This window comes from Bifidobacterium sp. WK012_4_13, from assembly GCF_041080835.1.
GTDB classification, from domain to species: Bacteria; Actinomycetota; Actinomycetes; order Actinomycetales; family Bifidobacteriaceae; genus Bombiscardovia; species Bombiscardovia fermentum.
This window is the reverse complement of sequence record NZ_CP129683.1, coordinates 610,389-635,101: the sequence shown is the minus strand read 5'-3', so window position 1 is coordinate 635,101 and position 24,713 is coordinate 610,389. Positions and strand designations below refer to the sequence as shown.

Sequence of the window (24,713 nt, the reverse complement as noted above, 5' to 3'; positions counted from 1 at the left end):
TATTCGCACAAAGCAGGGCATTTCGGGCCGTTTCGCGCCATTCATATTGCAGTTTTCGGACGAGCTTGCAAGTTTTTGGCACTTCCTCAAGTACAAACTCTGATTTTTGGCTTTTCCATGGTGGGGAATTCAAGGGAAAAGGCTCTCGATACTTGATGAAGTGCCAAAAACTTGCAAGCTCGTCAGCTGGAGCGAATGCAAGCGTGCAGGTAAGCTTCAAGGTAGAGGGCATGGTAGTGGCCATGGTGGAGATGATCGTGGAGATGGTGGCGGAGATGGTTAAGGAGACGATTGTGGAGACGATTGTGGAGACCGAGGCAGAGGCATAAGCCGCCGCAATGCACTGCGGTGCCGTTGCAGGTCGTCGCAGGCTGCTGCATTGCAGCAAATGTGAATGAAAATGATGAACGAAAAAGATGAACGAAATGAGATGTAATGAGTGCTTATGAACCACACAGTCATACCGAGACCCACCGCACCGAGCCCCTAGAGGAAAGCGGAAAAATCCAAATGCGCAGGCACCCCTTCGTCTCCGAAAGCCATGAAGGTTCGCCTGCCTTCGAATGGATCGTGCTTGGCGTAGTCGCATGCTGCACGCTGCTTGCGGTGCTGAGGCATCAAATGGCCGCAACGATAATAATATCGGTTGCGGCCATCGTCCTTGGCCTGCTGCGTATCATCCTACGTCAGCGAAGCCCTTGGAAGGTACGTTCAGTTGGATTTGACGCCTTCATCAGTATCTGCTGGGGAATCGGGCTTCTCTCCACCTTCTTCAGCGTCTGGCTCCTTCTCTGAACCGAAGGAACCGTCCTCCTCGGCCGCATCGGCATTGTCGCCGTCTGCGTCGTCGGAGCCCTGATACGTGGCATCCTCGACCTGACCATCTTGCTGGAAGTCTTCGGCAGAGGGGTCCACGCCTTCGGAATCCTCGAATCCGGCCTGTTCATCGGCCGCGATCTCGTCAGCTAGTGCCTTGCTTGTCTGTGCAGCCTTCAGCATGTTGAGCAAGATGATGACAAGGGACACGATGGCCGCAGCGAGAAGAGGGCATACCCAGAAGATCCAAAGCTGCTGAAGCGGGTATTGATCCAGACCCTTGTTCTGTGCGATGAGCGCGATGCCTGTCGAGCGTGCAGGATTCATGCTTGCACCTGTGATGGGGAATGTCACTGCAGCGCCGATGCCGTACGCGACTGCCATGATCAGCGAGTGGTTTTTCTCCGCTTCACCGTCGGAGCGAAGTGTCTTCACGGCGGCAGCGATGACGACGATGCTGGCAATCAGTTCGACGACGATCGCCATCGTGATGTTGAAGGTGATTTCAGTCTGGGCAAGGATGCTGTTGGACGTCGAGCCCTTGTCGAATCCGTTCACTACATAGGTGAGCCAGGTCTTGTCGGGAATCGAGCTTGACGAAGGCAGTATGCCCACGACCGTAGCTGCGGCAGCGATTGCACCAACGACCTGAGCGACGATGTAAAGCAGTGCGTCCAGCCAAGAGATCTTCGCCGTGAAAAGTGCCGCGACGGTTACCGCAGGGTTGTAATGAGCTCCTGACAGCTTGCCTAGTATTGCGCTCACGATGCCATATGAGGCAGCGGTGGAAACGGCGATGAGCAGCGTGTTCGCACCATACAGCACTTGACCGAGCGTTCCGACGACAAAGAGCATGACGCATACGAAATACGTGCCAACGAGTTCGGCACCGACTCGAACGCCGATATGGGGCTTTTGCGAAGGAGTGCTTGTGGAATAAACCTGATCGAGGTTTTCTGACATTACATTTCCTTAAATCATTATGAAATCATAGAAAGGGACGCTTGTCATGATAGCAGTATCTGCTTGTACCGCTCTATCGGTATTGTGGATAAGTCAACGGATGCTCGTCGAGCATCACCGAGCGGCCACGTTGGGAGAACGATGCCTCACTCTTATGAACATGCCTACAAGGCAAACGATCAAAACGAAGATGGAATTCGTCTGCAGAAGATTCTGGCCCAAGCAGGATTTGGTTCACGACGGAAATGTGAACAGATCATAACCGAGGGCCGGGTCGAAGTCGATGGGGAACTGGTTACTGAGCTTGGTTCACGTGTGGATCCGAAACATCAGCAGATTCGCGTCGATGGTTCGAGAATCCATGTGAACGATAGACATATCACCCTGATTCTGAACAAGCCGAAGAAGGTGCTGTCGACGATGGACGATCCCAAGGGGCGCTTCACCCTGCGGGACATCATCGGCGACAAATATGAGCGCGTATTCCACATGGGAAGGCTTGACTACGATTCAGAGGGCCTGATTCTGATGACCGATGACGGCGAGCTTGCGCAGCACGTGATGCATCCCAAGTATCAGGTCAAGAAGACATATATCGCCACGATCGAAGGAAAGATCGGAGGAAACGTCTGCCGCCGTCTCGTCACCCAGGGCGTTCGTCTCAAGGATGGCGTCATTTCCTTCGACCATTGCGCGATAATCGACCAGAATCGTGAGCATACGATCGTCAAGGTCATTCTGCACTCCGGTAGGAACCGTATAGTCAGAAGGGCCTTCGGAGCCATAGGATTCCCTGTCAGGCGTCTCGTCCGCGTGCAGATTGGACCCATCAAGCTTGGCGATGTCAAGCCTGGCTCATTCCGCATCATGTCACAGGTCGAGCTGAAATCACTCGAAAAGGCGGTTGAGCTATGATTCGCGTTGCAATCGATGGACCCGCGGGGGTTGGCAAGTCATCCACGTCGAAGGCGCTGGCCAGGCATTTCGGTTTCGCGTATCTCGATACGGGTGCGATGTATCGTGCCAGCGCGTGGTGGTGCATGAAGCAGGGATTGGATCTGGATGGCTCCGAAGCCGATGAGCGTCAGATTACCGAGACGGTCGCCGATCTGTTCGCTCAGGGACATATCGACATTGACCTGGATCCGGATAGAGCCGGAATCACGGTCGATGGGCAGGATATTTCCGAGGACATCCGTTCCTCTGAGGTGTCGTCTCATGTCTCGACGGTGTCGAGCATCATTCCGGTTCGGCATGTCCTGATAGCAGCTCAGAAGGCATACATCGCCGCAGAGAACGACGAGAGCTCATATTCGCACGGAGCAGGAATCGTCGCCGAAGGCCGCGACATCACCACAGTGGTCGCCCCTGATGCAGAGGTTCGTGTGCTGCTGACGGCTCGTGAGGAAGTGCGTGAGGCGCGCAGACTCGGTCAGTCGGTCCAGGGCATCGGCACGGATGACGTCGCCGCTCGCGACAGGGCGGATTCGAAGGTGACGAGCTTCCTGAAGGCATCCGACGGCGTCACTACGGTAGACAACTCCGATATGGACTTCAAGCAGACTCTCGATGTCCTGATCGGGCTGGTAGAGGATGCCGAAGAGCTTCGCTCCTACGAGGACTATGCCGCGAACCTTGAGGGATATGACCTAGAGGACCAGGATCGCGACCTTATCGCATCGTCAGGTCCCGCGCAGGATGTGGAGGATCGGCCCAGGCAGCAGGTCGGCGTCCTCGCGATCGTGGGTCGGCCCAACGTCGGCAAATCCACCTTGGTGAATCGCATCCTTGGTCGTCGAGTCGCCGTCGTCGAAGACACCCCGGGGGTCACGCGCGACCGGGTGAGCTACGATGCCGAATGGGCCGGAACCAACTTCAAGATAGTGGATACCGGTGGCTGGGAGGCTGGTGTCGAAGGCATCGATTCAGCGGTCGCCTCTCAGGCGGAGATCGCTGTCGGACTTTCGGACGCAGTCGTTCTGGTAGTTGACGGCCAGGTGGGCATGACAGCGAGCGATGAACGCATGGTCGCCATGCTTCGTGCATCGGGAAAGCCCATCGTGCTCGCGGTGAACAAGGTTGATGGCGCTGACGCCGAATATATGGCTGCGGAGTTCTGGAAACTGGGCATGGGGGAGCCATACCCGATCTCCGCGATGCATGGCCGTGGCATAGGTGAGCTTCTTGACATCGCCATGGATACCCTCGCGAAGACGAAGCATACTTCGGGTCTGCTCACACCAACCCACCTGCGACGGATTGCACTGGTCGGACGTCCTAACGTCGGGAAGTCCTCGCTTCTGAACCAGCTGGCTCAGGAAGAGCGGGCGGTGGTGAATGACCTGGCAGGCACCACGCGCGATCCAATCGACGAGGTCGTCAACATCAACGACGAAGACTGGCTTTTCATCGATACAGCGGGTATCAAGCGTCGCATGCACAGGGTCTCCGGAGCGGACTACTATTCGAGCCTTCGCACGCAGGCTGCGCTCGAACGAAGCGAACTGGCTCTTGTGCTCTTCGATGTTTCCCAGCCGATTTCAGACCAGGACTTGAAGATAATGAGCCAGGCGGTCGATGCTGGACGGGCAATCGTCCTGGTATTCAACAAGTGGGACCTGCTTGATGAATTCGGACGCAAGCGTCTTGAACGATTGTGGGAGACGGAATTCGAACGCGTCACATGGGCTCAGAGAGTGAATCTTTCCGCGTTGACCGGATGGCACACCAATCGCCTGACCTCTGCTATGAACACAGCCTTGGAATCATGGGACAAGCGCATCCCAACAGGCAAGCTGAATGCATTCCTCGGCAAGATTCAGGCAGCCCACCCACACCCTCTGCGTGGCGGCAAGCAGCCAAGAGTGCTTTTCGCGACACAGGCATCGACGAGGCCTCCGCGATTCGTGATATTCGCGACAGGGTTCCTCGAGCATGGCTACCGTCGCTATATCGAGCGCTGTCTGCGGGAGGAGTTCGGCTTCGAAGGTTCGCCGATGCAGATTTCCGTCAACATTCGTGAAAAGCATCGAAAATAGGATCGAATCATGGCCTTCCTCTGACGAGTTCATGAGTTTTTGGCACTTGCCGAAGTATATACAGTCGATTTGGGGCCTTTCTGCGTTGCAGGAACGCCAAAAAACCCGATGCATACTTCGACAAGTGCCAAAAACTTGCATGCAGGTTCTTCATTGTCCGAAATTCCTGGAATTCATCTGGAATTCACGCTCACGTCGCGGCAAATATGCGCCTTGTCTTCGTGACCGAAGCACCATTGAGGCATGACTGCAGAGAATTCGGTGCTCGCTGGAACTCTTGGGGAAAGATCAGGCACCTCTGCGCTGCCATCGGGCAGACAATCCGTTCGAGGTCTTGACTTCGGCAGAGTCTTTGCCATTGGATTCGGCATGTTCGCCATTTCAGCGGCTTGGGCGATATACAACGCATACGTTCCTCTGAAGCTCAAGGACCTTGCCCTGCCGACCATGGTCGTTGGGCTGATCATGGGCATCGATAACGTCTGTGCGCTTACCATCCAGCCCCTGTTCGGCATTCTCTCCGATTCCGTTCGCACACGATGGGGGAGAAGGCTGCCATTCGCGATGTTCATAGCACCGATATGCGCGGTCGCTCTGTTCGTCGTGGGGATCTCGCAAGGCGTTGCGATAACGGTGCTTTCAGTCGTCGTATATGCGGTGCTGATGGCCATGTGGAGGGCCCCTGTCGTTGCACTCATGCCGGATGTGACACCGTCCGCACAGCGCAGCAAGGCGAATGGCATCATCAATCTGATGGGCTCGATCGGTGCGGTGACGGCTCTTGTGGGCGCAAGCCTGCTGCTCAAGCGATGTGGCATGGCAGCTGCATTCGCAGCGGGTGCGGTCATCATAGCCATCGCGATCGTCGCATTGGTCACGATGGTGAAGGAGCCTGCGGAGTTCCGTCGTGGAAGCTGCCAGGATGTGCCGAGAGTCCGGCCCTGGAAGCGGTTCAAGGAAGCGATCGTTCCCCGGCTGCATCTCAAGTCAGACGAGAGACGAAGCTTCGTACTGATCATGCTGGTGATCTTCCTCTATACCATAGGCATCAACTCCTTGGAAACGTACTTCACACTGTATGCGACCCATGACTTGCATATTCGAGCGTCTTCGGCAACGAGCGCGCTCGCGTTCTATGCCGCCGGCTCGATAGTATTCGCCGTGTTTGCCGGCATCATCGCGATGCATATCGGCCGTAAGGCGACGATGAGCGTCGGCCTGGGAATCGCGGTCATCGCGTTTCTGCCGATGCCATGGATCGGCAGCCGCGAATTGATAATTCCTGCCGCCCTGCTTTTCGGGATCGTGCTGACCTTGGTCTTCGTGAATGCGCTGCCATGGATCGCCGAGCTCGGAGGGGCGGAACATACCGGAACCATGACCGCATACTACTATCTCGCCACCTCGGCAGGCGCTGTGATAAGCCCGGTGCTCTTCGGCGCAATCGAGGAATGGACGGGGGAATACCGCTGGATATTCCTTTATGCCGCAGTGTTCTTCATGATGGCATTGAGCTGTATGCCCTTTATCAGGCATGGCGAGGCGCGACGAACGGTATCTGTCGCAGGGTGAACGGCGGGAGTAAGCTTCTGTGAATACGTTAGGATTCACACATGCCAATCGAAAGAACGCATTACGAAGCATCGAACGCTTCGCGGGAAACAAGGCTCAGAGCACGTCCCTTGCGCAGACGCGTGTTCGCTGATGCTTGGCTTTCCAATCAGCCCGGTGCATGGTCGCTCGCACTGGCTCCGCCACTGAGCGCGCTTGTGATATTCGGCTTCACCCCGCTTCGACTGCTGGCATGCGTTACCTGGGCGAGTGGGTACAGCTTCATCTTCGCAGGAGCTCAGTGGCTTTCACGACATTTTCGCAGGCAGTTCCTGCCAGCGAGCTGCTTCTGGGGCGCGCTTACAGCGATTCTTGGAGCCATGCTGGTCATTGCAGCGCCAGGAGTGCTGCTTTGGACGCCTGCGTTCGCCGTTCTGATGCTCGTCTACGCCGGATGCGCGTGGAGACGCCAGACCATGTCCTTCGGGGCGGAGGTCGTAGCCGTCATCGCCGCATCTTCGATGGCTGTGCTCATCGCCACCATTTCGAATCCCCCGATGCAGGCCGTCCCGGGTGCGAGCGATGTCAGTGCCTCCCTGGACTCCCTTGCGTTGCCGACGTCTCCGTCTGTCTTGGTGTTCGGCATGGCATGGCTGCTGCAGGAGCTTGGAGCGATACTGCATGTGCGCACGATGCTGCGCCGCAGACGGCGCACCGTGATGAAACGTGTCTCGTTGATCTGGCATGTGCTTATGGTGCTGCTCTCACTGCGCTATGCACTTCTGGAATTCACCGCGATGCTGCTCCTTGCACGGGCTGCGGTCATGCCCAACGTCCCGGTCAGGCTCAGAGTGAAGACGGTCGGCATGATAGAGATGGCATGCACGCTTCTCACATGCGTGAGCCTCGTTCTGACTTTCAGATGAGATGCGTGTCGTATGTCTTTGAGTGGATGGTTGAATTCTTTCGCTCAGATCTGCGAGACTCGATTGGGCATACCCTGTGTTTTCCCAGCAGGTGAAGATGCAATGTTCCGCAGTGAAACGCCTTGCCCACAGAAAATCTGCCTGCATAAAGCCTGCCTACAGAAAGTGTGCCTACAGAAAGCCTGGCAACGAGCTGCCAAGGAAGTATGACCGTTGAAGAAAAATGCCACGAATGATGGCCAATAAGTGAAGTACTTGTCGGGCCGACAGGATTTGAACCTGCGACATCCTGCTCCCAAAGCAGGCGCGCTACCAAGCTGCGCTACGGCCCGATGCTCATGTGAGCACAATATACCAGTATAACCCATACTTCGACATAATGCATAGTAGCGTCCCTTGGATAGAATCGGCGAGGATGGTTTACTGGATGAAGGAGGGGCTTATGGGCCGGCATCAGCGTGCTGAGACTTCCGGGCTCATTTCCTTTCTAATCTGCGCCATTGCAGCAGCTATTATGGTCAAGATCTATGTTGAGATGGCACCGCCGATCTGGCAGGTCACCCGAAGAATGTTTATGGTCTCATCAGGGTTCGTCACCTTCTGCGGCGTGTCGTCATTCATCGTCGGATATGCCCGAAACTCGAATTCGTTGAATCTTCAGCGTGGATGGTGGGTGCCGGTTAGACGCAGCATCGAGATCGTCGCGCTTTCCGTCGTATACGCTTCGACGATATTCCTCTCCGTCTTCGCGATCTTCGGCATCATCACCGACATGATGGGCATCCGCATCTTCATCGGATACCTGCCGTGGGTAAGCGCAGTCTTCGCCGGGGTGGTGGGATACATAACCTTCGTCCAGGCAGACCTGATGGATGCAAAGACCATCGCATCGCTGCTGCCACTCTTCGTCGTCTCCGGCGTCACGACCGCGGGACTGACCACCGACGACCCGAACTGGTGGCATAATAACTTCTCCCAACTCGGTGACAGAACGACCTTCGCCGCAAGGATGTTCAATTCGACGCTGATACTTGCGGGAATATGCATCATCATCATCAGCTACTTTGCAATCTCGGAGCTGCTCACGACGCATCGCATGCGTGAGGATTGGAGTCGTGCGCATCTTCCGACGCCTCAGGTCGGCGGTGATTCGCACAGTCATCCCGAAAGCATCCGGCATTTCAGGCTGCGTGTCTCGATCCTGTGGTCGCTGCTGTCGCTTCTTGGCATCGCATTCATTGGGATAGGCACTTTCAGATATTCGCCTCATCCCATATTGCACAACGTTTTCGCACGCGGTATGCCCGGCATCATGTGCATGCTGCTGATCGGCCTGCCGTGGATCGCCCCGCAACTCTCCAAGGCGATATATGTGGTTTCGGACCTGAGCATCATCATCTGTGCTGTCGCCGGCGGATTCTGGCTTGAGGGCGACAATACGCTGACGAACGTCGAAGCCCTCGCCGGCCTCATCTTCCTCGGATGGTTCATCGTCTTTTCCCGCCACATCGCCGCGATAGAGGCCGACAGGGCGCAGGCGCAGCTGGTGTATCTACAATCCATCGACACGTCGGTGGCAAAGGTGGCAGGTGCTCCTGAATCGCGCCTGTCCTCCGACAAGTAGCGGAATTCGGCCTGGACTCCTAAGTTCCTGGCACATGATCGAGGAAGAGCCACCATGCCGGTCACGAACACATGCCATATGCCTCGAAAATCTCCATTCCAAGTTACGATAAGAGCCATGACCGAGCAGCATCCACAACCACAGGCATCGCACACCACGCTCGCAGAGGAAGCCGGAGGTGACGTTTCTTGGGCCGCACCGACTCCGTTGAGACCTTTGGATGCAACCGTCACCGTACCCGGAAGCAAATCTCTGTCGAACAGATATCTGATCCTTGCGGCATTGAGCTCGCAGACCGTGACGATACGCGGCCTGCTGCGCTCGCGAGACACCAGCCTGATGATTCAGGCGCTCGAACAGCTAGGAGTGGACATCGAGGGGGAGTCATCATCATCGACGACCGTGCGGATAACACCCCCAAGAGAGACTCGGAGAGTCGAAGGCGCGCCTCGTTTTCGAGGCAATGTCACCATTTTCTGCGGCTTGGCCGGAACGGTCATGAGATTCCTTCCCGCGCTTGCGCTCTTTGCCGATGGCACCGTTCGCTTCGATGGCGATCCTCAAGCATATGAAAGGCCGATGAAGCCGATACTTGACGGCTTGGAACAGCTCGGTGCGACGGTCCAATACCATGGCAGGACTGGATTCCTGCCATTCTCGGTCACGCCACCGGAGGTCATAGCCCATGATGAGGTCAGCATTGATTCATCGGCTTCCTCGCAGTTCATATCGGGGCTGTTGCTGGCAGCGTCGTCGTTGCCCCGAGGCCTGCGGCTGCATCACACGGCCTCTGCTCTCCCAAGCTTGCCGCATATCAATATGACCGTTGCAGACATCGCTAAGGCGGGTGGCCATGTTGCCGTGGACGAATCCGCGCATGTCTGGAAGGTCGAGCATCACGCGCTGCAGCTTCCTCGATCCGTCACTGTCGAACCCGATCTGTCGAACGCCGCTCCCTTCCTTGGCGCGGCGCTGCTTGCACAGGGCTCGGTCCGCATTCCTTTCTGGCCGAAGGCCACGACCCAGCCTGGGGGACTGCTTCCATCCATCCTGGAGCGCATCGGAGGAAGCGTCGATTTCCCCGAAGAGGGAGGCGTCCGCTTTTGCAGGGTCAGATCGGATGGCACGATTCACGGGCTTGGAGATTTCGACCTGGAAGCGGCTGGCGAGTTGGCGCCTTCGATCGCAGCATTGCTCACATTCGCCGATTCGGAAACTGCAATGATGGGAATCGCTCATCTGCGCGGTCATGAGACCAACAGGCTTGCGGCGATGGTCCGCGAGATTCGACGAGTCGGTGGCAGAGCCGTCGAAACCGAGGATGGCGTGGTCATTCGGCCCGTCGAGGCGTCTCGCCTGCATGGCGAGACGATCAGGAGCTATCACGATCATCGCATGGCGACCTTTGGCGCGATGCTCGGTCTGCGCATAGGTGGCATCCAAGTCGAGAACATCGAGACAACGGGCAAGACACTGCCTGACTTCGTCGCAATGTGGCGGAATATGCTCTCTTATGGCCACGAGAACACGAAGAGCGAATAAGTGCACTATCGTTACTGTGGAATGCACACAGCAACGATACCCTCGTCAGCAAGTATGGAGATGACAGCGAACATGTCACAGACCTCACCAAACAGTTCATCCGTCGATGACGAATATGACAGGCCACATTATCGTCAGGAATCGTTCGAGAAGGAGCTTGCTGCGAACCCGTATCGCGAAGACCTGCTCCTTGCACTGCACATGGCGGACGAGGCGGACAAGGTAACGTCCGCTCGATTCGGCGCTCTCGATCTGCATATCGAGGACAAGCCGGACCATACGCCGGTCACCGACGCCGACCGGGAGACAGAGGCGACGCTTCGCGGCATCATCGAACGCAATCGTCCCGGGGACAGCGTCTATGGAGAAGAGCTGGGCAAGGCCGAATCGACAGGCCGGCGCTGGATTCTCGATCCGATCGATGGAACCAAGAACTTCGTGAGAGGCGTTCCCGTTTGGGCCACGCTGATAGGTCTCGAAGTCAACCATGAGCTGGTCGTTGGAGTCGTTTCCTCGCCATTCCTCCATAATCGGTGGTTTGCGGCACAGGGTGGCGGCGCGTTCATGGGCATGGACGTCGACCATGCCTCCCGGATTCATGTATCCAAGGTAAGTCGACTGGAGCATGCCTCGATGTCGCTGTCATCGCTTTCCGGTTGGAAGGAGCGCGGCGACAGGAACAGGCTCATCGAGCTGACCGACAGACTGTGGAGATTGCGCGGCTTCGGTGATTTCTGGCAATACATGCTGGTCGCCCAGGGAGCCATTGACATTGCCGCAGAACCTGAGCTCGATCTCTACGACATGGCGGCCCTGGTTCCCATCGTTACCGAGGCAGGTGGCAGCTTCACCGATCTGCAGGGCAATCCCGGGCCTTGGGGCGGATGCGGCGTGGCGACGAACGGACCCTTGCATGAGCAGGTCCTTGATTATCTACGGCTCTGATCTGATGCGCCTGCATGCCTACTGGGCAAGGGAGGCAATCATATTGGCAAGCTTCGACTGTGCCGGATTCAGACCACTCTTTGGCGTAACTGCATAGAAGTTGCGTATGAAGGGAGGTCCCAGCCTTCGAATCGGCACGCCTGCCGGAACCGAGTCCTTCGACATGAGCGTGCAGCCTATGCCAGTCGACAGAACCGCGCGTATTTTTTCGTTGCTATCGAGCTCGATCACATTCCTAGGCGAGATGCCTGTCGACTGGAAATACAGATCGGTGAAATATCTGACTCCCGATCCCGCTTCGCGAAGCAGCCATACCTCATTCCGATCCGCATCGCCGTCAGGATCGTCGCTGCGCCTCATGCCCGTCTGCGTGCCATGGGTCTGGCCTGCGAGAACGAGCTGATCCTGGCGAAGAACCTTAAGGTCGACCAGATCGGTGGTCACGGGCTTCTCGATTATTCCCATCTGCGCCCGTTTCCCAAGGATGGAATCGATGATGTGCTCGGAATTCATGGTATGGACTGACAGACTCATCGTTGCCAGACTTGATTCCAGACCCTGCATGACATGCGGCAGAAGAGTGCTTGAGGCGGTGTGGGAAAGCAGAAGCGTGAACGGCGTTTTCTGGAAGTTGCTGCTTGTCATGCGATACACCGATCCTGACCACATGTGCACGATCTGCGTCGCCTCTGCATACAGGGCTCGCCCTGCCTGTGTGGGTCGAAGCTCCCTTTTGGCGTGCCGGATGAAGAGAGGCTTGCCGAAGAGGCTCTCCAAGGATGCGATCCTCTTGGAAACGGTGGACTGCGAGACTTTCAACTCATCGGCTGCCGCCGTGAATTCCCTGGTCTCGAAGACGGCTATAAGCGTCTGCAATGCTGCAAAGTTCACTTCATTCGTCTTCATCGTCGCGGAATCCTCCGGATGGCTGGTCATTCATATTCTAATATCGAATATCATATATCGTTTTAAGTAATTTGTGGAATATCAATATATGATGCACAGTGTCATTATGTCCATTTCAAAAAGCATCGGCGAAGCGCCGGAGGCACCCACACAGCACAGACTCGAGACACTTCCAGAGAGGATTCGCAAGGAATCCAGAATCGCAGCATTTCATAGGAGCGTTCCGCTTCCCAAGGGTGGCCTGACACTGGCGGTTCTTGCGCTCGGAAATCTGCTGGGAGGCATGTTCTCCGCCCAATCCGTCCCCATCCACATCGTCTTCGGTCTGCTGCCGCTGCCACTGTTCGCGACCATCATCGTCAAGTTCCTCATGCATCCAGGCGTCGTCCTGAGCGAGGACATGTCCAATCCGGTCGTCGCGCCCGTTTCGGCCACGATTCTGATGTCCCTCATGCAATACGCCTCATATATCGCTCCGATTGGCGGCATCTGGGGCATACTTGCCGTTGCCCTCTGGTATTTCGCGGTGAGCTGCAACCTCGTGCTCATGGTCCATGTCGCCAGTCGCTTCGTCGTGAAGCATTTCGATCTCGCCAATGTCTTCCCGACATGGTTCGTCGGATTCGTCGGCATCGTGGTGGCCTCGGCGACCTCGGCACCTGTCGGACAGCAGCCCTTCGGCCTCCTGATCTTCTGGTGCGGATTCGTTCTCTATGCCCTTAGCTTTGTGGCTGTGACCATCCGCATGTTCAAGATCTCATTGCCTCAGGCTGCACGGCCGACCGTGGCGATCTATGCAGCCCCAATGAGCCTTTCAATTGCTGGATATACGACTGCGGAGCCTCACCCGAATGTGACCCTGGTTCTGGTCATGCTGATATGCGCCCAATTGCTGTTCGCATTCGTGCTCATTCAGATGCCTGCGCTTCTGCGACTCCCACTCGCGCCGTCCTACGCCGCGATGACATTCCCCTTCGTCATCACCGCGACTGCGATGCTCAAGGCGCTCACGCTCTTCCGGGGAATCGGCTGGTCTGTGCCCGCGTGGCTCTTCGTCGTGCAGAAGGCAGAGACCGCGCTTGCCGCCATTGTCGTGTTCTATGTGTTCTATCTGTTCATCACATTCGAATTGGCGCAATGGCGCAGGACTGCGCCTGCCCTGCACGAGTGATGGCGCATGAGCAAGATCGGTGACGGTCCGGTGAAGAAACTTGCGAGGCGAACGATGCAGACAGTTGCCTGAAATCAGCGATGCCCGCCTTGACTGCGATTTCTCAATCGTTTCGTCAAGGCGGGCATCGCTGTTCTGGCTGTCAAACGTGTCATATATCAGGCACAGTTGAGGCTGATGCTACTTGGTGAAGGTGTTGCCATAGGAATCGCCCTGCTCGGCGATCGTTGCGGACTGACGGGCTATGGACAGCTCCTCGTTCGTCGGAATGATGCACAGTGTGACACTGCTGTCAGGTTCAGAGATGATTCGCGGTTCCTTGGAACGGGTGTCATTCTTCTTCTCATCGAGCTTCACGCCGAATGGTTCGAGCTTATGCGCCACCATGCGGCGGACGATCTCATCATTCTCGCCGACGCCAGCGGTGAAGGTGATGACATCGACGCCACCCATCTGGGCGGTGTAGTTGCCGATGTAGCTGACGATGCGATGCACGTATACCTCGAGAGCGAGCTTGGCGTCCTCGTTGCCATCGGCGATCATCTTGTGTATCTCTCGCATGTCGCCGTGTCCGGTCATGCCCATCAGGCCTGAGTGCTTGTTGAACAGGGTATCGAGTTCATCGACGTTCATGTGCGCATTGCGAATCAGGTGGAATACGACGGCTGGGTCGATGTCACCGGTGCGTCCACCCATGACCAGGCCTTCGAGTGGTGTCAGACCCATGGATGTCTCCACAGGCTTGCCGGAAATCTGTGCGGAAGCGGATGCACCGTTTCCGATATGAAGCACGATCTGCCTGAGGCCTTCGGCTGGCTTGCCGATAAGGTCTGGAACCTGGGATCCGACATATTCGTGGCTGGTACCGTGAGCGCCGTAGCGGCGAATATGGTACTGATCGGCAATTTCCTTGTTGAGCGCATAGGTGCTGGCCGACTTTGGCAGTTGGAAGAAGAATGAGCTGTCGAACACGAACACCTGCGGCGTATCGGGAAGAAGCGAACGCATGACTTCAGCGCCCGTTGCCTCAGGTCCATTGTGAAGGGGAGCGAGCACTGCGAGATTCTTGACCTGTGCGATGGTCTTATCGGTGACCAAGGCTGGCTTGGGGAAGACTGACCCACCCTGAACGACGCGGTGGCCGACGGCGACGATGCCGGCATCCTTCAAGCTTGGGCCATACTCCTCGAAGAATCCGAGAACACGCTTCAGGCCGACCTCATGGTCCGGAATCGGCTCTTCGAGCTCATGCTTTTCTCCGTTGAACTCATGCTTGTAATGACCATCTGACGGCTCGCCGATTTTCTCGACGAGGCCAGAGGCAAGTCCCTCTCCGTTTTCAAGGTCCACGAGCTGATATTTGATGGAGCTTGAACCTGAATTGATAACAAGGACGGTTTTTGCCATTGTGGCATCCTCCTGATGTGATGATGTGGAGCTACTGCTCCCTGCTGTTTCAGACTACTCGTTGGGGGTAACAAGTCGAGTCGCCATGACCAAAGTTCACAGTGTCTCGCGGGGCTTGCCCACCGATGGTCCGGACTTGCCAAAGAAGCCTGCGTCGAGGCCTGCTCCGGCTTGAACGGAGGCATAAGGCCATGACGCAGGCGACCGTCCGCACAGGCGTCTTTCACGCTGAAATGGCGGTGAGCGCGACGGTGTTGATGATGTCTTCGACAAGCGCTCCGCGCGAAAGATCGTTCACGGGCTTGTTAAGACCCTGAAGTATCGGACCCACCGCGACCGCTCCGGAAGAGCGCTGCACCGCCTTGTACGCGATGTTTCCGGCACTGAGATTGGGGAAGATAAAGACATTGACATGACCTGCGACGGGATTGCCCTTGGCCTTCGTCGCGGCGACTTCCTCTGACCATGCCGCATCGAACTGAATCGGACCGACGACCGGAAGATCGGGCTCCTTCTCCTGAAGGATCGCCGTCGCCTCCTCGACCAGATCGACATCGGGCCCCTTTCCCGATCCAAGGGTCGAATAGGAAAGCATGCCAACCTTCGGGTCGATGCCAAAGGAGCGGGCCGTCTGCGCTGACTGTGCCGCTATGTCGGCCAATTGCTGGGGATTGGGGTTGAGATTGATGGCGCAATCCGAGAAGACGGCCACGTGATCCTTGAAGCACATCAGGAAGGCACCCGACACTATCGAGACGCCTGGCTTGGTCTTGATAAGCTGCAATGCGGGTCTGACCGTGTTCGCGGTCGAATTGATCGCTCCAGAGACGAGTCCGTCGGCAAGTCCCAGAACCACGAGCATCGTGCCGAAATAGGAAGGATCCCTGAGCGCGATGCGTGCCTTCTCCTCGGTCATGCCCTTGCTGGCCCTCAGCTCGCAGAGCTTGGCGGCCATACGTTCAAGCATGGCTTCATCATGCATCGACTGGAACTTGGCGTGGTCGAGATTCAACAGACCGAGCTTCTTTGCGCGCGTGAGGATACCATCGCGTTCGCCGACGATTATCAGATCGACGATGGAGCGGGAAAGCAAGAAGTTCGCGGACTTGATGATTCGGTCATCCTCACCCTCAGGCAGGACGATCGTTTTGTGTGCCTCCTGGGCCTTGGTCAGCAGACCGAACTGGAAGGAGCAGGGGGTTTCGGAAAGTGCCGCCGGGCAGGCCAGCGCCGAAAGCACCGCAGAAGCATCGACATTGTCTTCGAATGCATGAAGCGCCCTGGCGAGATCCTCGCCGTTTCCAGCCTCGATCGATACGGCAGGAAGCGACCATGCAGGCAATCCAAGGGGGAGCACCGCCTCTTTCATCTCATCGAGATTCTCCTCCGTGCAGCCGGTGATGAACAGCGCCACGACCGAGCTTCCAGCATCGTTCACTGCCTTGATGTGGGCCTTGACTGTTTCGAGAAGCTGATTGGCCGTTCGATCGATCGAACACACTGCGAGCACCACGGGAGACTTGAGGTCAGCGGCGATCTCCGCATTGAATCCGAACATCGAGGGATCCGCGATCCTGGATTTGTCAGTCCCGACGATAACCGTGATCTCTGGCGTATAGGTGCTTTGCAGACGGTAATATGCCGAGACGATCGCAGTCCGCGCCCTGTCGGTGTCGTCTCGTGCCTCTTTCGGGCAGGTGGCACGCACGATGTCTGGCGACATGTTCATTCCGGAAGCAGCAATCAGATCGTTGGTGAACAGTTCATGCCTGCATGCGACCGGTCGGAACACTGCGGTCTTCCTCTGCCTTGACAGCAGGCTGACCAGGCCATAGGCAACGACATTGCGACCGTTTGCAGATTCGGGACTCAGTATGGTGAAGCTGGTTGTAAGACTCAATGGTCTCTCCTCTTCGAGATGTAGTTAAACCATGACTACAATGTGCGTGGTTCCATGGCAAATTGTAATCGACTAATCTCAATTGGCGTGTTTCATGTGCTGTGTTTGAGCCTAGTTTAATCTTTGCGCGTTAACACCCGGGGATATCCGGCTGCAGAATGTGCATGCACTGCCTGGATATGCCTATCCAAAAAAACGGGAAGGCCCCGAATCTCTCGATTCGGGGCCTTCGGAAAATCGGCAGCGATTACTCGTTGTCTTCTACTCGTTGTCTCCGGCAGTTGCAGCAGTCGCGGTGACGGCTCCTGGAACGTCGGTCTTGACATCTGGCCACACCCAGTCGGTGTAGTCAGGATGATCGTAGCCCTTGTCAACGGCGAACTGGAAGGCATCCTTGCGGAATTGCTCCAGCTTGTCGATTTCATCGGCGAACTTGTCGGCGTCGACTGCACGCAGTGCCTCGGCGGTGAGCTCGTAGCGATCGATGTTGTTGACGCGAACCATGTCGTAAGGAGTGGTGGTCGAACCTTGCTCCTCGTAGCCATGGACGTTGAAGTTGTCGTGGTTTGGACGATCCCAGATAAGGCTGCGAATCTCGCGGGCATATGCGTGATATGCGAAGAGGACAGGCTTGTCTGCGGTGAACAGATCGGTGAACTCAGCGTCGGACAGCGCTTCGTCGTTCTCGGAGGCGTTCTGGATCTTCAGCAGATCCACGACGTTGACGACCTTGAACTTGACGCCAAGCTTGTTGAGCCTGTCTGCAGCGGCGAGGATTTCCTGGGTAGGAACGTCGCCTGCGCAACCGAGCACGACATCCACGTCTTCGTTGCTGTCGACGTTGGAAGCCCACTTCCACTCAGCGGCACCCTTCTCGAGCTCTGCACGAGCCTCGTCGAGGGAGACCCATGTGGCAGCTGGCTGCTTGCCGGCGATGATCGCATTGATCTTGTTCGTCGACTTGTAGGCGCGCTCTGCAACGGCGAGCAGGAGGTTGGAATCTGCTGGGAAGTAGATCTCGACGACATGGTCGTTGTTGAAGTTCTTGTTGAGCAGGATGTCAACCACGCCTGGATCCTGATGGCTGAAGCCATTGTGATCCTGACGCCATACATGGGAGCTTACGAGCAGGTTCATGGAGGCGATCGGCTTGCGCCAAGGAATTTCACGAACGGTTGCTTCGAGCCACTTTGCATGCTGGTTCAACATGGAATCGATCACGTGGACGAAGGACTCATAGGAGCTCCAGATGCCATGACGACCGGTGAGCAGGTAACCTTCGAGGAAGCCTTCCATCTGGTGCTCGGAAAGCTGCTCGGTGACCTGGCCACTGACGGCCATATGCTCGTCGACCTGCTTTGACAGGTAACCGGCATCCCACTGCTTGTCGGTAACCTCATAGGCTGCGGACAAACGGTTGGAAGCGGTTTCATCAGGTCCGAAGATGCGGAATGAATCCGGGTTCAGCTTGAGGATGTCGCGGGTGTAGACACCAAGACGACGAGTCGCCTCGAGCTGTCCCCAGCCGTGACCATACTTCTCGACCTCACGGACTGCGTAGTCGTCAAGGTTTGGAAGCTTCAGATCCTCGCGGATGCGTCCACCATTGGCATTCGGGTTCTGGCCGATGCGCAGCTCGCCCTCAGGCATGAAGCTGGTGACGTCGGCGCGAACCGAACCGTTCTCGTCAAAGAGTTCGGCAGGCTTGTAGCTTTCGAGCCAGTTCTTGAGGATCTCGAAGTGAGCCTCGGTGTCGCGGGCGGAGACCAGAGGAACCTGGTGTGCGCGCCATGAACCCTCGGTCTTCTTGCCGTCGATGAACTTCGGGCAGGTCCAGCCCTTTGGCGTGCGGAAGATGATCATTGGGTAGAACGGACGGGTCATGTCGTCTGTCTGCGCAGTGGCCTTGATCTCGCAGATTTCGTCGAAGACGCTTTCGAAGAGATCGGCGAAGCGGCGATGGATCGAGAGATGATCCTCATCGTCGAATCCTGCGACGAACTCGTATGGTTCATAACCCATGCCATGGAAGAAGTCATGCAGCTCTTCGTCGGAGATGCGGGAAAGAATCGTCGGGTTTGCAATCTTGTAGCCGTTGAGGTGCAGGATTGGCAGAACGATGCCGTCGGTGCGTGGGTTCACAAGCTTGTTGGACTGCCAGCCTGTAGCCAGAGGGCCAGTCTCGGCTTCGCCGTCGCCGACGATTGCTGGGACAAAGAGGCTTGGATTGTTCATCACGGCGCCGTAGGCGTGCGAGAGGGCGTAGCCGAGCTCGCCACCTTCGTGGATGGAGCCTGGGGTCTCAGGTGCAAAGTGGGAAGGAATGCCGCCAGGATAGGAGAACTGACGGAAGAACTTCTGCATGCCGGACTCATCGTTCGTGATCTTCGGATAATACTCGGTGTATGTTCCGTCGAGGTAGGACTGAGCGGTGCCTGCAGGGCCGCCGTGGCCAGGTCCCATGATGATCACGGTGTTCTGCTGGTGCTCTGCGATAAGTCTGTTGATATGCCCGATAAGGAAGTTCAGGCCTGGAGTCGTGCCCCAGTGCCCGACGAGACGGTACTTCACGTCGTCCCTAGTGAAAGGCTCCTTCATCAGCGGATTGCTGCGAAGGTAAATCTGACCGATTGAGAGGTAGTTAGCTGCGCGCCAATACCTATCGACGGCTTCCAAAGTCTCCTCGGACACTGGGGTTTCCAGCTTCTTCCAAGGGGTGCCAATAACAGGATTCGTCATATGTACTCCTGTACTCCTGCACTGTGTTGTGCGATTGATTATTTAACTGTGGGCATTGATTGCCATCCCGCTGGGAAGCGAGGATGTTCTCATTCCCAATGCCCCTCATGCTACGAGGTAGAGACGACTTTTGGACGTTTTTTATCGCGAATGTTAGATGTTGTTCGTAATGCGCTAATTTCTGTTAGATTCACGAGGCTCCGATAAGGGCGGAAAATGAACAATTTATGCTGATTCCAGTGCCACTTCATTCATGCGTGAGACCCGATGCGCCAATGGTTCTTTACCTTTCATGACGGCGTGTTGACCTGCATTATCTTCAGAGTGAACACTTTCGAACAAAATTGTTGCGATTGACGAACAAAGCCTTCGTATGTCGCAATCCGTCACCATAATTAATGGACGCAGGCAATTGACGGACACAGGCAATCATGCACGCAGGCGCAGGCTTTCGGGTCGATCACATTCTTGGATGGGGCTCGCTGATTTTTGGCGAGGCCATGTTTTCAACTAAGGTTGTGTGCGACCATATGGTCGTGTACGGCTGTGCACAAGACACCTATATATATGACGGTTAACGATTTGGAGTGTTTATGGCTAAGGGCCCAGTTCTGGTTGTGGATTTCGGTGCGCAATACGCTCAACTCATTGCACGCAGGGTGCGGGAGGCGCATGTGTATTCCGAGTTGGTGCCCCATTCGATGGCGGTGACCGACATGCTGGCGAAGGATCCCCAGGCGATCATTCTTTCCGGCGGGCCTGCTTCGGTGTATGAGCCTGGAGCGCCAGGCATCGATCCCTCCATATTCGACGCGGGCGTTCCCGTTCTGGGCATCTGCTATGGATTTCAGGTCATGGCGCATGAGCTTGGTGGCGTTGTCGATCGCGCTGCGACGGGTGAATACGGTAAGACGGAGGCCAGGGTCAGCCATGCGAAGGGGCTGCTGCACGATTCTCCAGAGACGCAGACGACATGGATGAGCCACGGCGTCGCGGTCGAGAAGGCTCCGGAAGGTTTCGAGGTGCTTGCGAGCACGGCATCCGCCCCGGTCGCCGCCATGGAAGACGCTTCGAGAAAGCTCTATGGCGTGCAGTGGCATCCAGAGGTCAGACATACCGAACATGGCCAGGAACTGATCGATTCCTTCCTTCATGACTGTGCGAACCTGCCTGCGGATTGGAACGCATCCAACATCATCGACGAGCAGATTGCGAGGATCAAGGCCGAGGTCGGGCGGCATCAGGTCATATGCGGTCTTTCGGGCGGTGTGGATTCCGCCGTCGCAGCGGCATTGGTGCACCGTGCCATAGGCGATCAGCTGACATGTGTCTTCGTGGATCACGGCCTGCTGCGCAAGGGCGAGGTCGAGCAGGTCAGGCATGACTTCGTCGAAGCCACCGGCATCAGGCTGATGGCAGTCGATGCTTCGGAGGATTTCCTCTCCGCGCTGAAGGGTGTGAGCGAACCGGAGCGCAAACGCAAGATAATAGGGGAGCGCTTCATTCGCACATTCGAGAGGGCGGCGCGCGATATCGTCGCCAAGGCAGGAGAAAAGGGCGAGAAGGTCAAGTTCCTCGTTCAGGGAACCCTGTATCCGGATGTCGTCGAGTCGGGCGGAGGCGACGGCGCGGCGAATATCAAGTCCCACCACAATGTCGGAGGATTGCCCAAGGATCTGGACTTCAAGCTTATCGAGCCATTGCGGACACTGTTCAAGGATGAGGTGCGTGCCATAGGAACCGAATTGGGATTGCCCGACGAGATCGTCTGGCGGCAGCCCTTCCCGGGTCCCGGTCTCGGCATTCGCATCATCGGCGACATCACGAGGGAAAGGCTCGAAACCCTGCGCGAGGCGGATGCCATCGCTCGGGAGGAGCTGAGCAAGGCAGGACTTGACAGGCAGATCTGGCAATGCCCGGTCGTATTGCTTGCGAATGTTCATTCCGTTGGTGTTCAGGGAGACGAACGCACCTACGGCTCGCCGATAGTGCTGCGTCCGGTGAGCTCCGAGGACGCAATGACCGCGGATTGGTCGCATGTGCCGTATGAGGTGCTTGGACAGATATCCAATCGCATCACCAACGAGTGCAGAGGGATAAACCGCGTTGCGCTTGACGTCACATCGAAGCCCCCGGCAACCATCGAGTGGGAATAGCCCGGATTCCTTGGGGTGAAGAGCTTGACTCGGCCGCAGCCGCATGGTTGGGGCATTATTGGGGCATGATTGGGGCAGCCATGTGAAGGTTGCGCCGCGAACATGTTCACAGGCGTGTCCAAGGCGACGGGTCTCGCTTCGAAACTTGGTGCTTCGAAGCTCGGTTTTTCGAAACTTGGTTTTTCGAGGCTCGGTTGGAGACCGGATCGGATGGCGTCGAGCGTGCACGTTCGACGCCCAGACACAAGATTTGCTGAAAGTTTGGCAGGAAGGGAAATGCAGTGTTTTCTGACCCAGATGTGATACAACGCCGTGCAGAGGAGCTGATAGGCGATCTCAATCCTCAGCAGGCCCAGGCTGTGCAGTACTCCGGTGGGGCGCTGCTTATCGGAGCGGGTGCGGGGTCTGGAAAGACTCGCGTGCTTACGCGCAGGATCGCGTGGATACTCAGCCAGGTAGGCGCGTGGCCAAGCCAGATTCTTGCCATCACATTCACCAACAAGGCAGCGGCCGAGATGAGAGAACGTCTGCAGCGTCTGATCGGCCCCGTCGCACAGCGCATGTGGGTTTCCACATTTCACTCCGCCTGTGTGAGGATTCTAAGACGGGATGGGAAGTCCATCGGCCTGAAATCGGGTTTCTCCATCTATGATTCGGCAGACTCGGAACGTCTCGTGAAGATGATCGAAACCGAGTTCAACATCGATGTGAAGCGCTATACGCCACGTGCCGTGCTCAGCAGGATATCGGACTACAAGAACAACCTGCAGGGGTGGCAGACGCAGCTGAAGGAATACGCCCCGGACTTCCACCCTGGCGAACGGGCGCATTCCATAGGGCGCTTCGGCAACGTCGAGGAACTGTACTCGGTTCTCTATGCCGAGTATGAGCATCGCCTGGCGATGGCGAATGCAGTGGACTTCGACGACTTGATCGTCCGCACCGTGGAGCTTCTGCGCAACGATCCGATGGTGGCCGATTACTACCGTCATAAATTCCGCTATATTCTCGTCGACGAGTACCAGGACACCAACCACGCACAATATGTGCTGATCCGTGAGCTCGCTGGAATCGATGGCGATGAGACAACCGCTTCGACCGCAATCGGTGCTGGAAAGACAGGACCGGCATGGGTGACCGTCGTCGGTGACTCCGACCAGTCGATCTATGCCTTCCGTGGAGCTGACATCAGCAACATTCGTGACTTCGAGAAGGATTTTCCACGGGCTAAGACCATCATGCTCGAACAGAACTACCGTTCCACGCAGACGATTCTCGATGCCGCCAACGCTGTGATCAGCAAGAATGAGGATCGCAAGCCGAAGAAACTCTGGACGGCTCTCGGCAAGGGCGACAGCATCGTTGGATACGCCGCCGACAACGCCCAGCAGGAAGCAGCCTGGATTTCTACCGAAATTGCCAGACTCGCCGGAGAAGAGGGAATCTCATACTCGGACGTCGCCATCATGTACCGGGCGAACGCCCAGTCCCGTTCCTTGGAAGAGGCGCTGATCAACGCTGGAATACCTTATCAGCTGGTGGGCGGCACTCGATTCTATGAGCGTCGTGAGATCAAGGATGCGCTCGCATACCTTCAGGCGATCGAGAACCCGGACGACGATGTGAACATGCGACGCATACTGAACGTTCCCAAGCGAGGCCTGGGGCCGCGCGCCGAAGGCATCATAACCGAGTACGCAGGCGAGCATGGCACGAGCTTCTGGTCAGGCATATCGCATATCGATGAAATCCCCGACGTCCCGAAGCGGACGAACACGAAGCTGATGGAGTTTCGCGATCTGATGTCCGATCTTCGCGCGATGGCGCAAACGTCTCGCCGACCTTCTGAGGTAGTCGGTGAAATGCTTGACAAGTCCGGGCTGCTGAGCTCCCTGAAGCAGTCGGAGGATCCACAGGATGCCTCGCGTGTCGAAAATCTGTCTCAGCTTCAGTCCGTCGCTGCCGAGTTTGAGCAGAACACCCCTGATGCGACGCTCCAATCGTTCCTGGAAACGACAGCGCTGGTCGCGGATTCGGACCAGCTTCCTTCCGAATCCGAGGATTCCGGCAAGGTTACGCTGATGACATTGCATACCGCCAAGGGATTGGAATATCCGGTCGTGTTCCTGACCGGCATGGAGCAGGGAACCTTCCCTCACTCGCGAAGTCTCGAAGATTCGTCGGAGCTCGCCGAGGAGAGACGACTGGCATATGTGGGCATAACACGAGCAAGAAGAAGGCTGTATCTTACCCGAGCATCGGTGCGTTCTCAGTGGGGTCAGTCGAATGACATGCTGCCGAGCCAGTTTCTCGACGAGATCCCCGAAGGGCTGATCGATTGGAAGCGCCGTGAGTCGAGCATGGAGAGAATGCAGGGCTCGTGGGGCAGCGGCGATGACGAGTTCGGAGGTTTCGAGGACGAAGACTTTTCTCCTGCATTCGGTTCCACACGTTCTTCCGGCGCTTCCGGTGCTTCAGGTTCTTCGCACCGTTCATACGGGTCGTATGGCTCATACGGCTCATACGGTTCGCGGGGAGGTTCCTCCCGCAGTGCCGGTTCGGGCTCCGGCTCCTCGTATGGCTCGGGATCCAACTCCTATGGCGCCTATGGGCATGCGGGAAGTTCAATGAGGTCCGGCAGCCGTTCGTCGGCGGTGACCACACGTCGACGTTCCTCTTCGGCTTCCTCCGGTTCGAAGGCGATGGGAGCCCATTCCGGCGCTTCCACTCCGGACATGGCGAACAAGTCAGGATTGAGCGTGGCTGACTTCTCCGTGGGAGATCGGATCGCGCATGACAAATATGGCTTGGGCACCGTCACGGAGATTCACGACAAGGGACCGAAATCCATCATCACCGTCGACTTTGGCAGCGATGGGGTCAAGCGGCTGCTACTGAGGATGGCTCCGATAGAAAAGCTCTGAGAAACCGAAATGCATGCGGGCGTTGTCAGAATTGCTGGGTGCGCAGGCGAGTTATACATGCTTTCGTGTATGCTGTTCTTTCGGTGTTCGCATCAGCGAAGACTT

The 24,713-nt window shown here is 56.7% G+C and carries 17 protein-coding genes and 1 tRNA gene; 12 read left to right on the top strand and 6 right to left on the bottom strand.

Annotation, left to right across the window (positions count from 1 at the left end):
- Nucleotides 1-155: 155 nt before the first annotated feature.
- Together QN062_RS02540 and QN062_RS02535 are read left to right on the top strand one after the other, a co-directional pair.
- Entirely contained in the window at nt 156-329 is a 174-nt protein-coding gene (locus QN062_RS02540) for a hypothetical protein (RefSeq protein WP_369342047.1), read from the top strand.
- Between the two features lie 181 nt (nt 330-510).
- Nucleotides 511-795 carry a DUF3017 domain-containing protein gene (locus QN062_RS02535; RefSeq protein WP_369342516.1) on the top strand — a complete coding sequence of 95 codons (285 nt, stop codon included), beginning with the start codon at nt 511-513 and terminating at the stop codon, nt 793-795.
- On the opposite strand, the gene QN062_RS02530 is transcribed toward QN062_RS02535, so the two are convergent.
- Nucleotides 712-1,779 (bottom strand): MIP/aquaporin family protein, encoded by a 1,068-nt coding sequence (locus tag QN062_RS02530; protein WP_369342046.1) that lies wholly within the window; start codon nt 1,777-1,779, stop codon nt 712-714. The genes QN062_RS02535 and QN062_RS02530 overlap by 84 nt on opposite strands.
- A gap of 141 nt (nt 1,780-1,920) precedes the next feature.
- On the opposite strand from QN062_RS02530, the gene QN062_RS02525 reads away from it, so the two are divergent.
- The 4 genes from QN062_RS02525 to QN062_RS02510 all read left to right on the top strand — a co-directional run bounded on the left by QN062_RS02525 (nt 1,921) and on the right by QN062_RS02510 (nt 7,294).
- The gene (locus tag QN062_RS02525) at nt 1,921-2,694 is read left to right on the top strand and encodes a pseudouridine synthase (RefSeq protein WP_369342045.1); all 774 of its coding nucleotides are present in this window, start codon (nt 1,921-1,923) and stop codon (nt 2,692-2,694) included.
- On the top strand, nt 2,691-4,817 hold the full coding sequence (der, locus tag QN062_RS02520; RefSeq protein ID WP_369342044.1) for a bifunctional cytidylate kinase/GTPase Der: 2,127 nt from the start codon (nt 2,691-2,693) through the stop codon (nt 4,815-4,817). The genes QN062_RS02525 and der overlap by 4 nt, the downstream gene beginning before the upstream one ends.
- A gap of 243 nt (nt 4,818-5,060) precedes the next feature.
- Nucleotides 5,061-6,389, top strand: a complete 1,329-nt coding sequence (locus QN062_RS02515) for an MFS transporter (RefSeq protein WP_369342043.1) — start codon at nt 5,061-5,063, stop codon at nt 6,387-6,389.
- 41 nt (nt 6,390-6,430) lie between these two features.
- On the top strand, nt 6,431-7,294 hold the full coding sequence (locus QN062_RS02510) for a YwiC-like family protein (RefSeq protein WP_369342042.1): 864 nt from the start codon (nt 6,431-6,433) through the stop codon (nt 7,292-7,294).
- A 258-nt stretch (nt 7,295-7,552) separates the two neighbouring features.
- Here the strand turns inward: QN062_RS02510 and QN062_RS02505 are convergent.
- Nucleotides 7,553-7,626, bottom strand: a tRNA-Pro gene (locus QN062_RS02505).
- A 110-nt stretch (nt 7,627-7,736) separates the two neighbouring features.
- Between QN062_RS02505 and QN062_RS02500 the strand changes: the two genes are divergently transcribed.
- The 3 genes from QN062_RS02500 (at nt 7,737) to hisN (ending at nt 11,405) form a co-directional block, all read left to right on the top strand.
- On the top strand, nt 7,737-8,918 hold the full coding sequence (locus QN062_RS02500; RefSeq protein WP_369342041.1) for an ABC transporter permease: 1,182 nt from the start codon (nt 7,737-7,739) through the stop codon (nt 8,916-8,918).
- Between the two features lie 117 nt (nt 8,919-9,035).
- A complete protein-coding gene (gene aroA, locus QN062_RS02495) occupies nt 9,036-10,460 on the top strand; it encodes a 3-phosphoshikimate 1-carboxyvinyltransferase (RefSeq protein WP_369342040.1) in 1,425 nt (474 codons plus the stop codon).
- A 72-nt stretch (nt 10,461-10,532) separates the two neighbouring features.
- Entirely contained in the window at nt 10,533-11,405 is an 873-nt protein-coding gene (gene hisN, locus QN062_RS02490) for a histidinol-phosphatase (RefSeq protein ID WP_369342039.1), read from the top strand.
- Between the two features lie 18 nt (nt 11,406-11,423).
- Here the strand turns inward: hisN and QN062_RS02485 are convergent, their stop codons facing one another.
- Entirely contained in the window at nt 11,424-12,311 is an 888-nt protein-coding gene (locus QN062_RS02485) for a LysR substrate-binding domain-containing protein (RefSeq protein WP_369342038.1), read from the bottom strand.
- Nucleotides 12,312-12,417: 106 nt separating this feature from the next.
- Between QN062_RS02485 and QN062_RS02480 the strand changes: the two genes are divergently transcribed.
- The gene (locus QN062_RS02480; RefSeq protein ID WP_369342037.1) at nt 12,418-13,482 is read left to right on the top strand and encodes a TDT family transporter; all 1,065 of its coding nucleotides are present in this window, start codon (nt 12,418-12,420) and stop codon (nt 13,480-13,482) included.
- A 180-nt stretch (nt 13,483-13,662) separates the two neighbouring features.
- Here QN062_RS02480 and QN062_RS02475 read toward each other — a convergent pair whose 3' ends face one another.
- The 3 genes from QN062_RS02475 to QN062_RS02465 form a co-directional block, all read right to left on the bottom strand.
- A complete protein-coding gene (locus tag QN062_RS02475; RefSeq protein WP_369342036.1) occupies nt 13,663-14,889 on the bottom strand; it encodes an acetate/propionate family kinase in 1,227 nt (408 codons plus the stop codon).
- 223 nt (nt 14,890-15,112) lie between these two features.
- Complete coding sequence (gene pta / locus QN062_RS02470) at nt 15,113-16,789, bottom strand: phosphate acetyltransferase (RefSeq protein ID WP_369342035.1); 1,677 nt, start codon at nt 16,787-16,789, stop codon at nt 15,113-15,115.
- A 261-nt stretch (nt 16,790-17,050) separates the two neighbouring features.
- On the bottom strand, nt 17,051-19,528 hold the full coding sequence (locus QN062_RS02465) for a phosphoketolase (RefSeq protein WP_369342034.1): 2,478 nt from the start codon (nt 19,526-19,528) through the stop codon (nt 17,051-17,053).
- A gap of 593 nt (nt 19,529-20,121) precedes the next feature.
- On the opposite strand from QN062_RS02465, the gene guaA reads away from it, so the two are divergent.
- Nucleotides 20,122-21,684 (top strand): glutamine-hydrolyzing GMP synthase, encoded by a 1,563-nt coding sequence (gene guaA, locus QN062_RS02460; protein ID WP_369342033.1) that lies wholly within the window; start codon nt 20,122-20,124, stop codon nt 21,682-21,684.
- Nucleotides 21,685-21,965: 281 nt separating this feature from the next.
- The gene (locus QN062_RS02455; RefSeq protein WP_369342032.1) at nt 21,966-24,608 is read left to right on the top strand and encodes an ATP-dependent helicase; all 2,643 of its coding nucleotides are present in this window, start codon (nt 21,966-21,968) and stop codon (nt 24,606-24,608) included.
- Nucleotides 24,609-24,713 lie beyond the last annotated feature (105 nt).

Bases quoted from the DNA above. Each gene is read 5' to 3' on its own strand.
- hisN (WP_369342039.1), top strand. From the start codon at position 10,533: ATGTCACAGACCTCACCAAACAGTTCATCCGTCGATGACGAATATGAC.
- QN062_RS02530 (WP_369342046.1), bottom strand. From the start codon at position 1,779: ATGTCAGAAAACCTCGATCAGGTTTATTCCACAAGCACTCCTTCGCAA.
- der (WP_369342044.1), top strand. From the start codon at position 2,691: ATGATTCGCGTTGCAATCGATGGACCCGCGGGGGTTGGCAAGTCATCC.
- QN062_RS02515 (WP_369342043.1), top strand. From the start codon at position 5,061: ATGACTGCAGAGAATTCGGTGCTCGCTGGAACTCTTGGGGAAAGATCA.
- guaA (WP_369342033.1), top strand. From the start codon at position 20,122: ATGGCTAAGGGCCCAGTTCTGGTTGTGGATTTCGGTGCGCAATACGCT.
- QN062_RS02485 (WP_369342038.1), bottom strand. From the start codon at position 12,311: ATGAAGACGAATGAAGTGAACTTTGCAGCATTGCAGACGCTTATAGCC.
- QN062_RS02525 (WP_369342045.1), top strand. From the start codon at position 1,921: ATGCCTCACTCTTATGAACATGCCTACAAGGCAAACGATCAAAACGAA.
- QN062_RS02510 (WP_369342042.1), top strand. From the start codon at position 6,431: ATGCCAATCGAAAGAACGCATTACGAAGCATCGAACGCTTCGCGGGAA.
- QN062_RS02500 (WP_369342041.1), top strand. From the start codon at position 7,737: ATGGGCCGGCATCAGCGTGCTGAGACTTCCGGGCTCATTTCCTTTCTA.
- QN062_RS02535 (WP_369342516.1), top strand. From the start codon at position 511: ATGCGCAGGCACCCCTTCGTCTCCGAAAGCCATGAAGGTTCGCCTGCC.
- QN062_RS02465 (WP_369342034.1), bottom strand. From the start codon at position 19,528: ATGACGAATCCTGTTATTGGCACCCCTTGGAAGAAGCTGGAAACCCCA.
- QN062_RS02540 (WP_369342047.1), top strand. From the start codon at position 156: ATGAAGTGCCAAAAACTTGCAAGCTCGTCAGCTGGAGCGAATGCAAGC.
- QN062_RS02480 (WP_369342037.1), top strand. From the start codon at position 12,418: ATGTCCATTTCAAAAAGCATCGGCGAAGCGCCGGAGGCACCCACACAG.
- QN062_RS02475 (WP_369342036.1), bottom strand. From the start codon at position 14,889: ATGGCAAAAACCGTCCTTGTTATCAATTCAGGTTCAAGCTCCATCAAA.
- aroA (WP_369342040.1), top strand. From the start codon at position 9,036: ATGACCGAGCAGCATCCACAACCACAGGCATCGCACACCACGCTCGCA.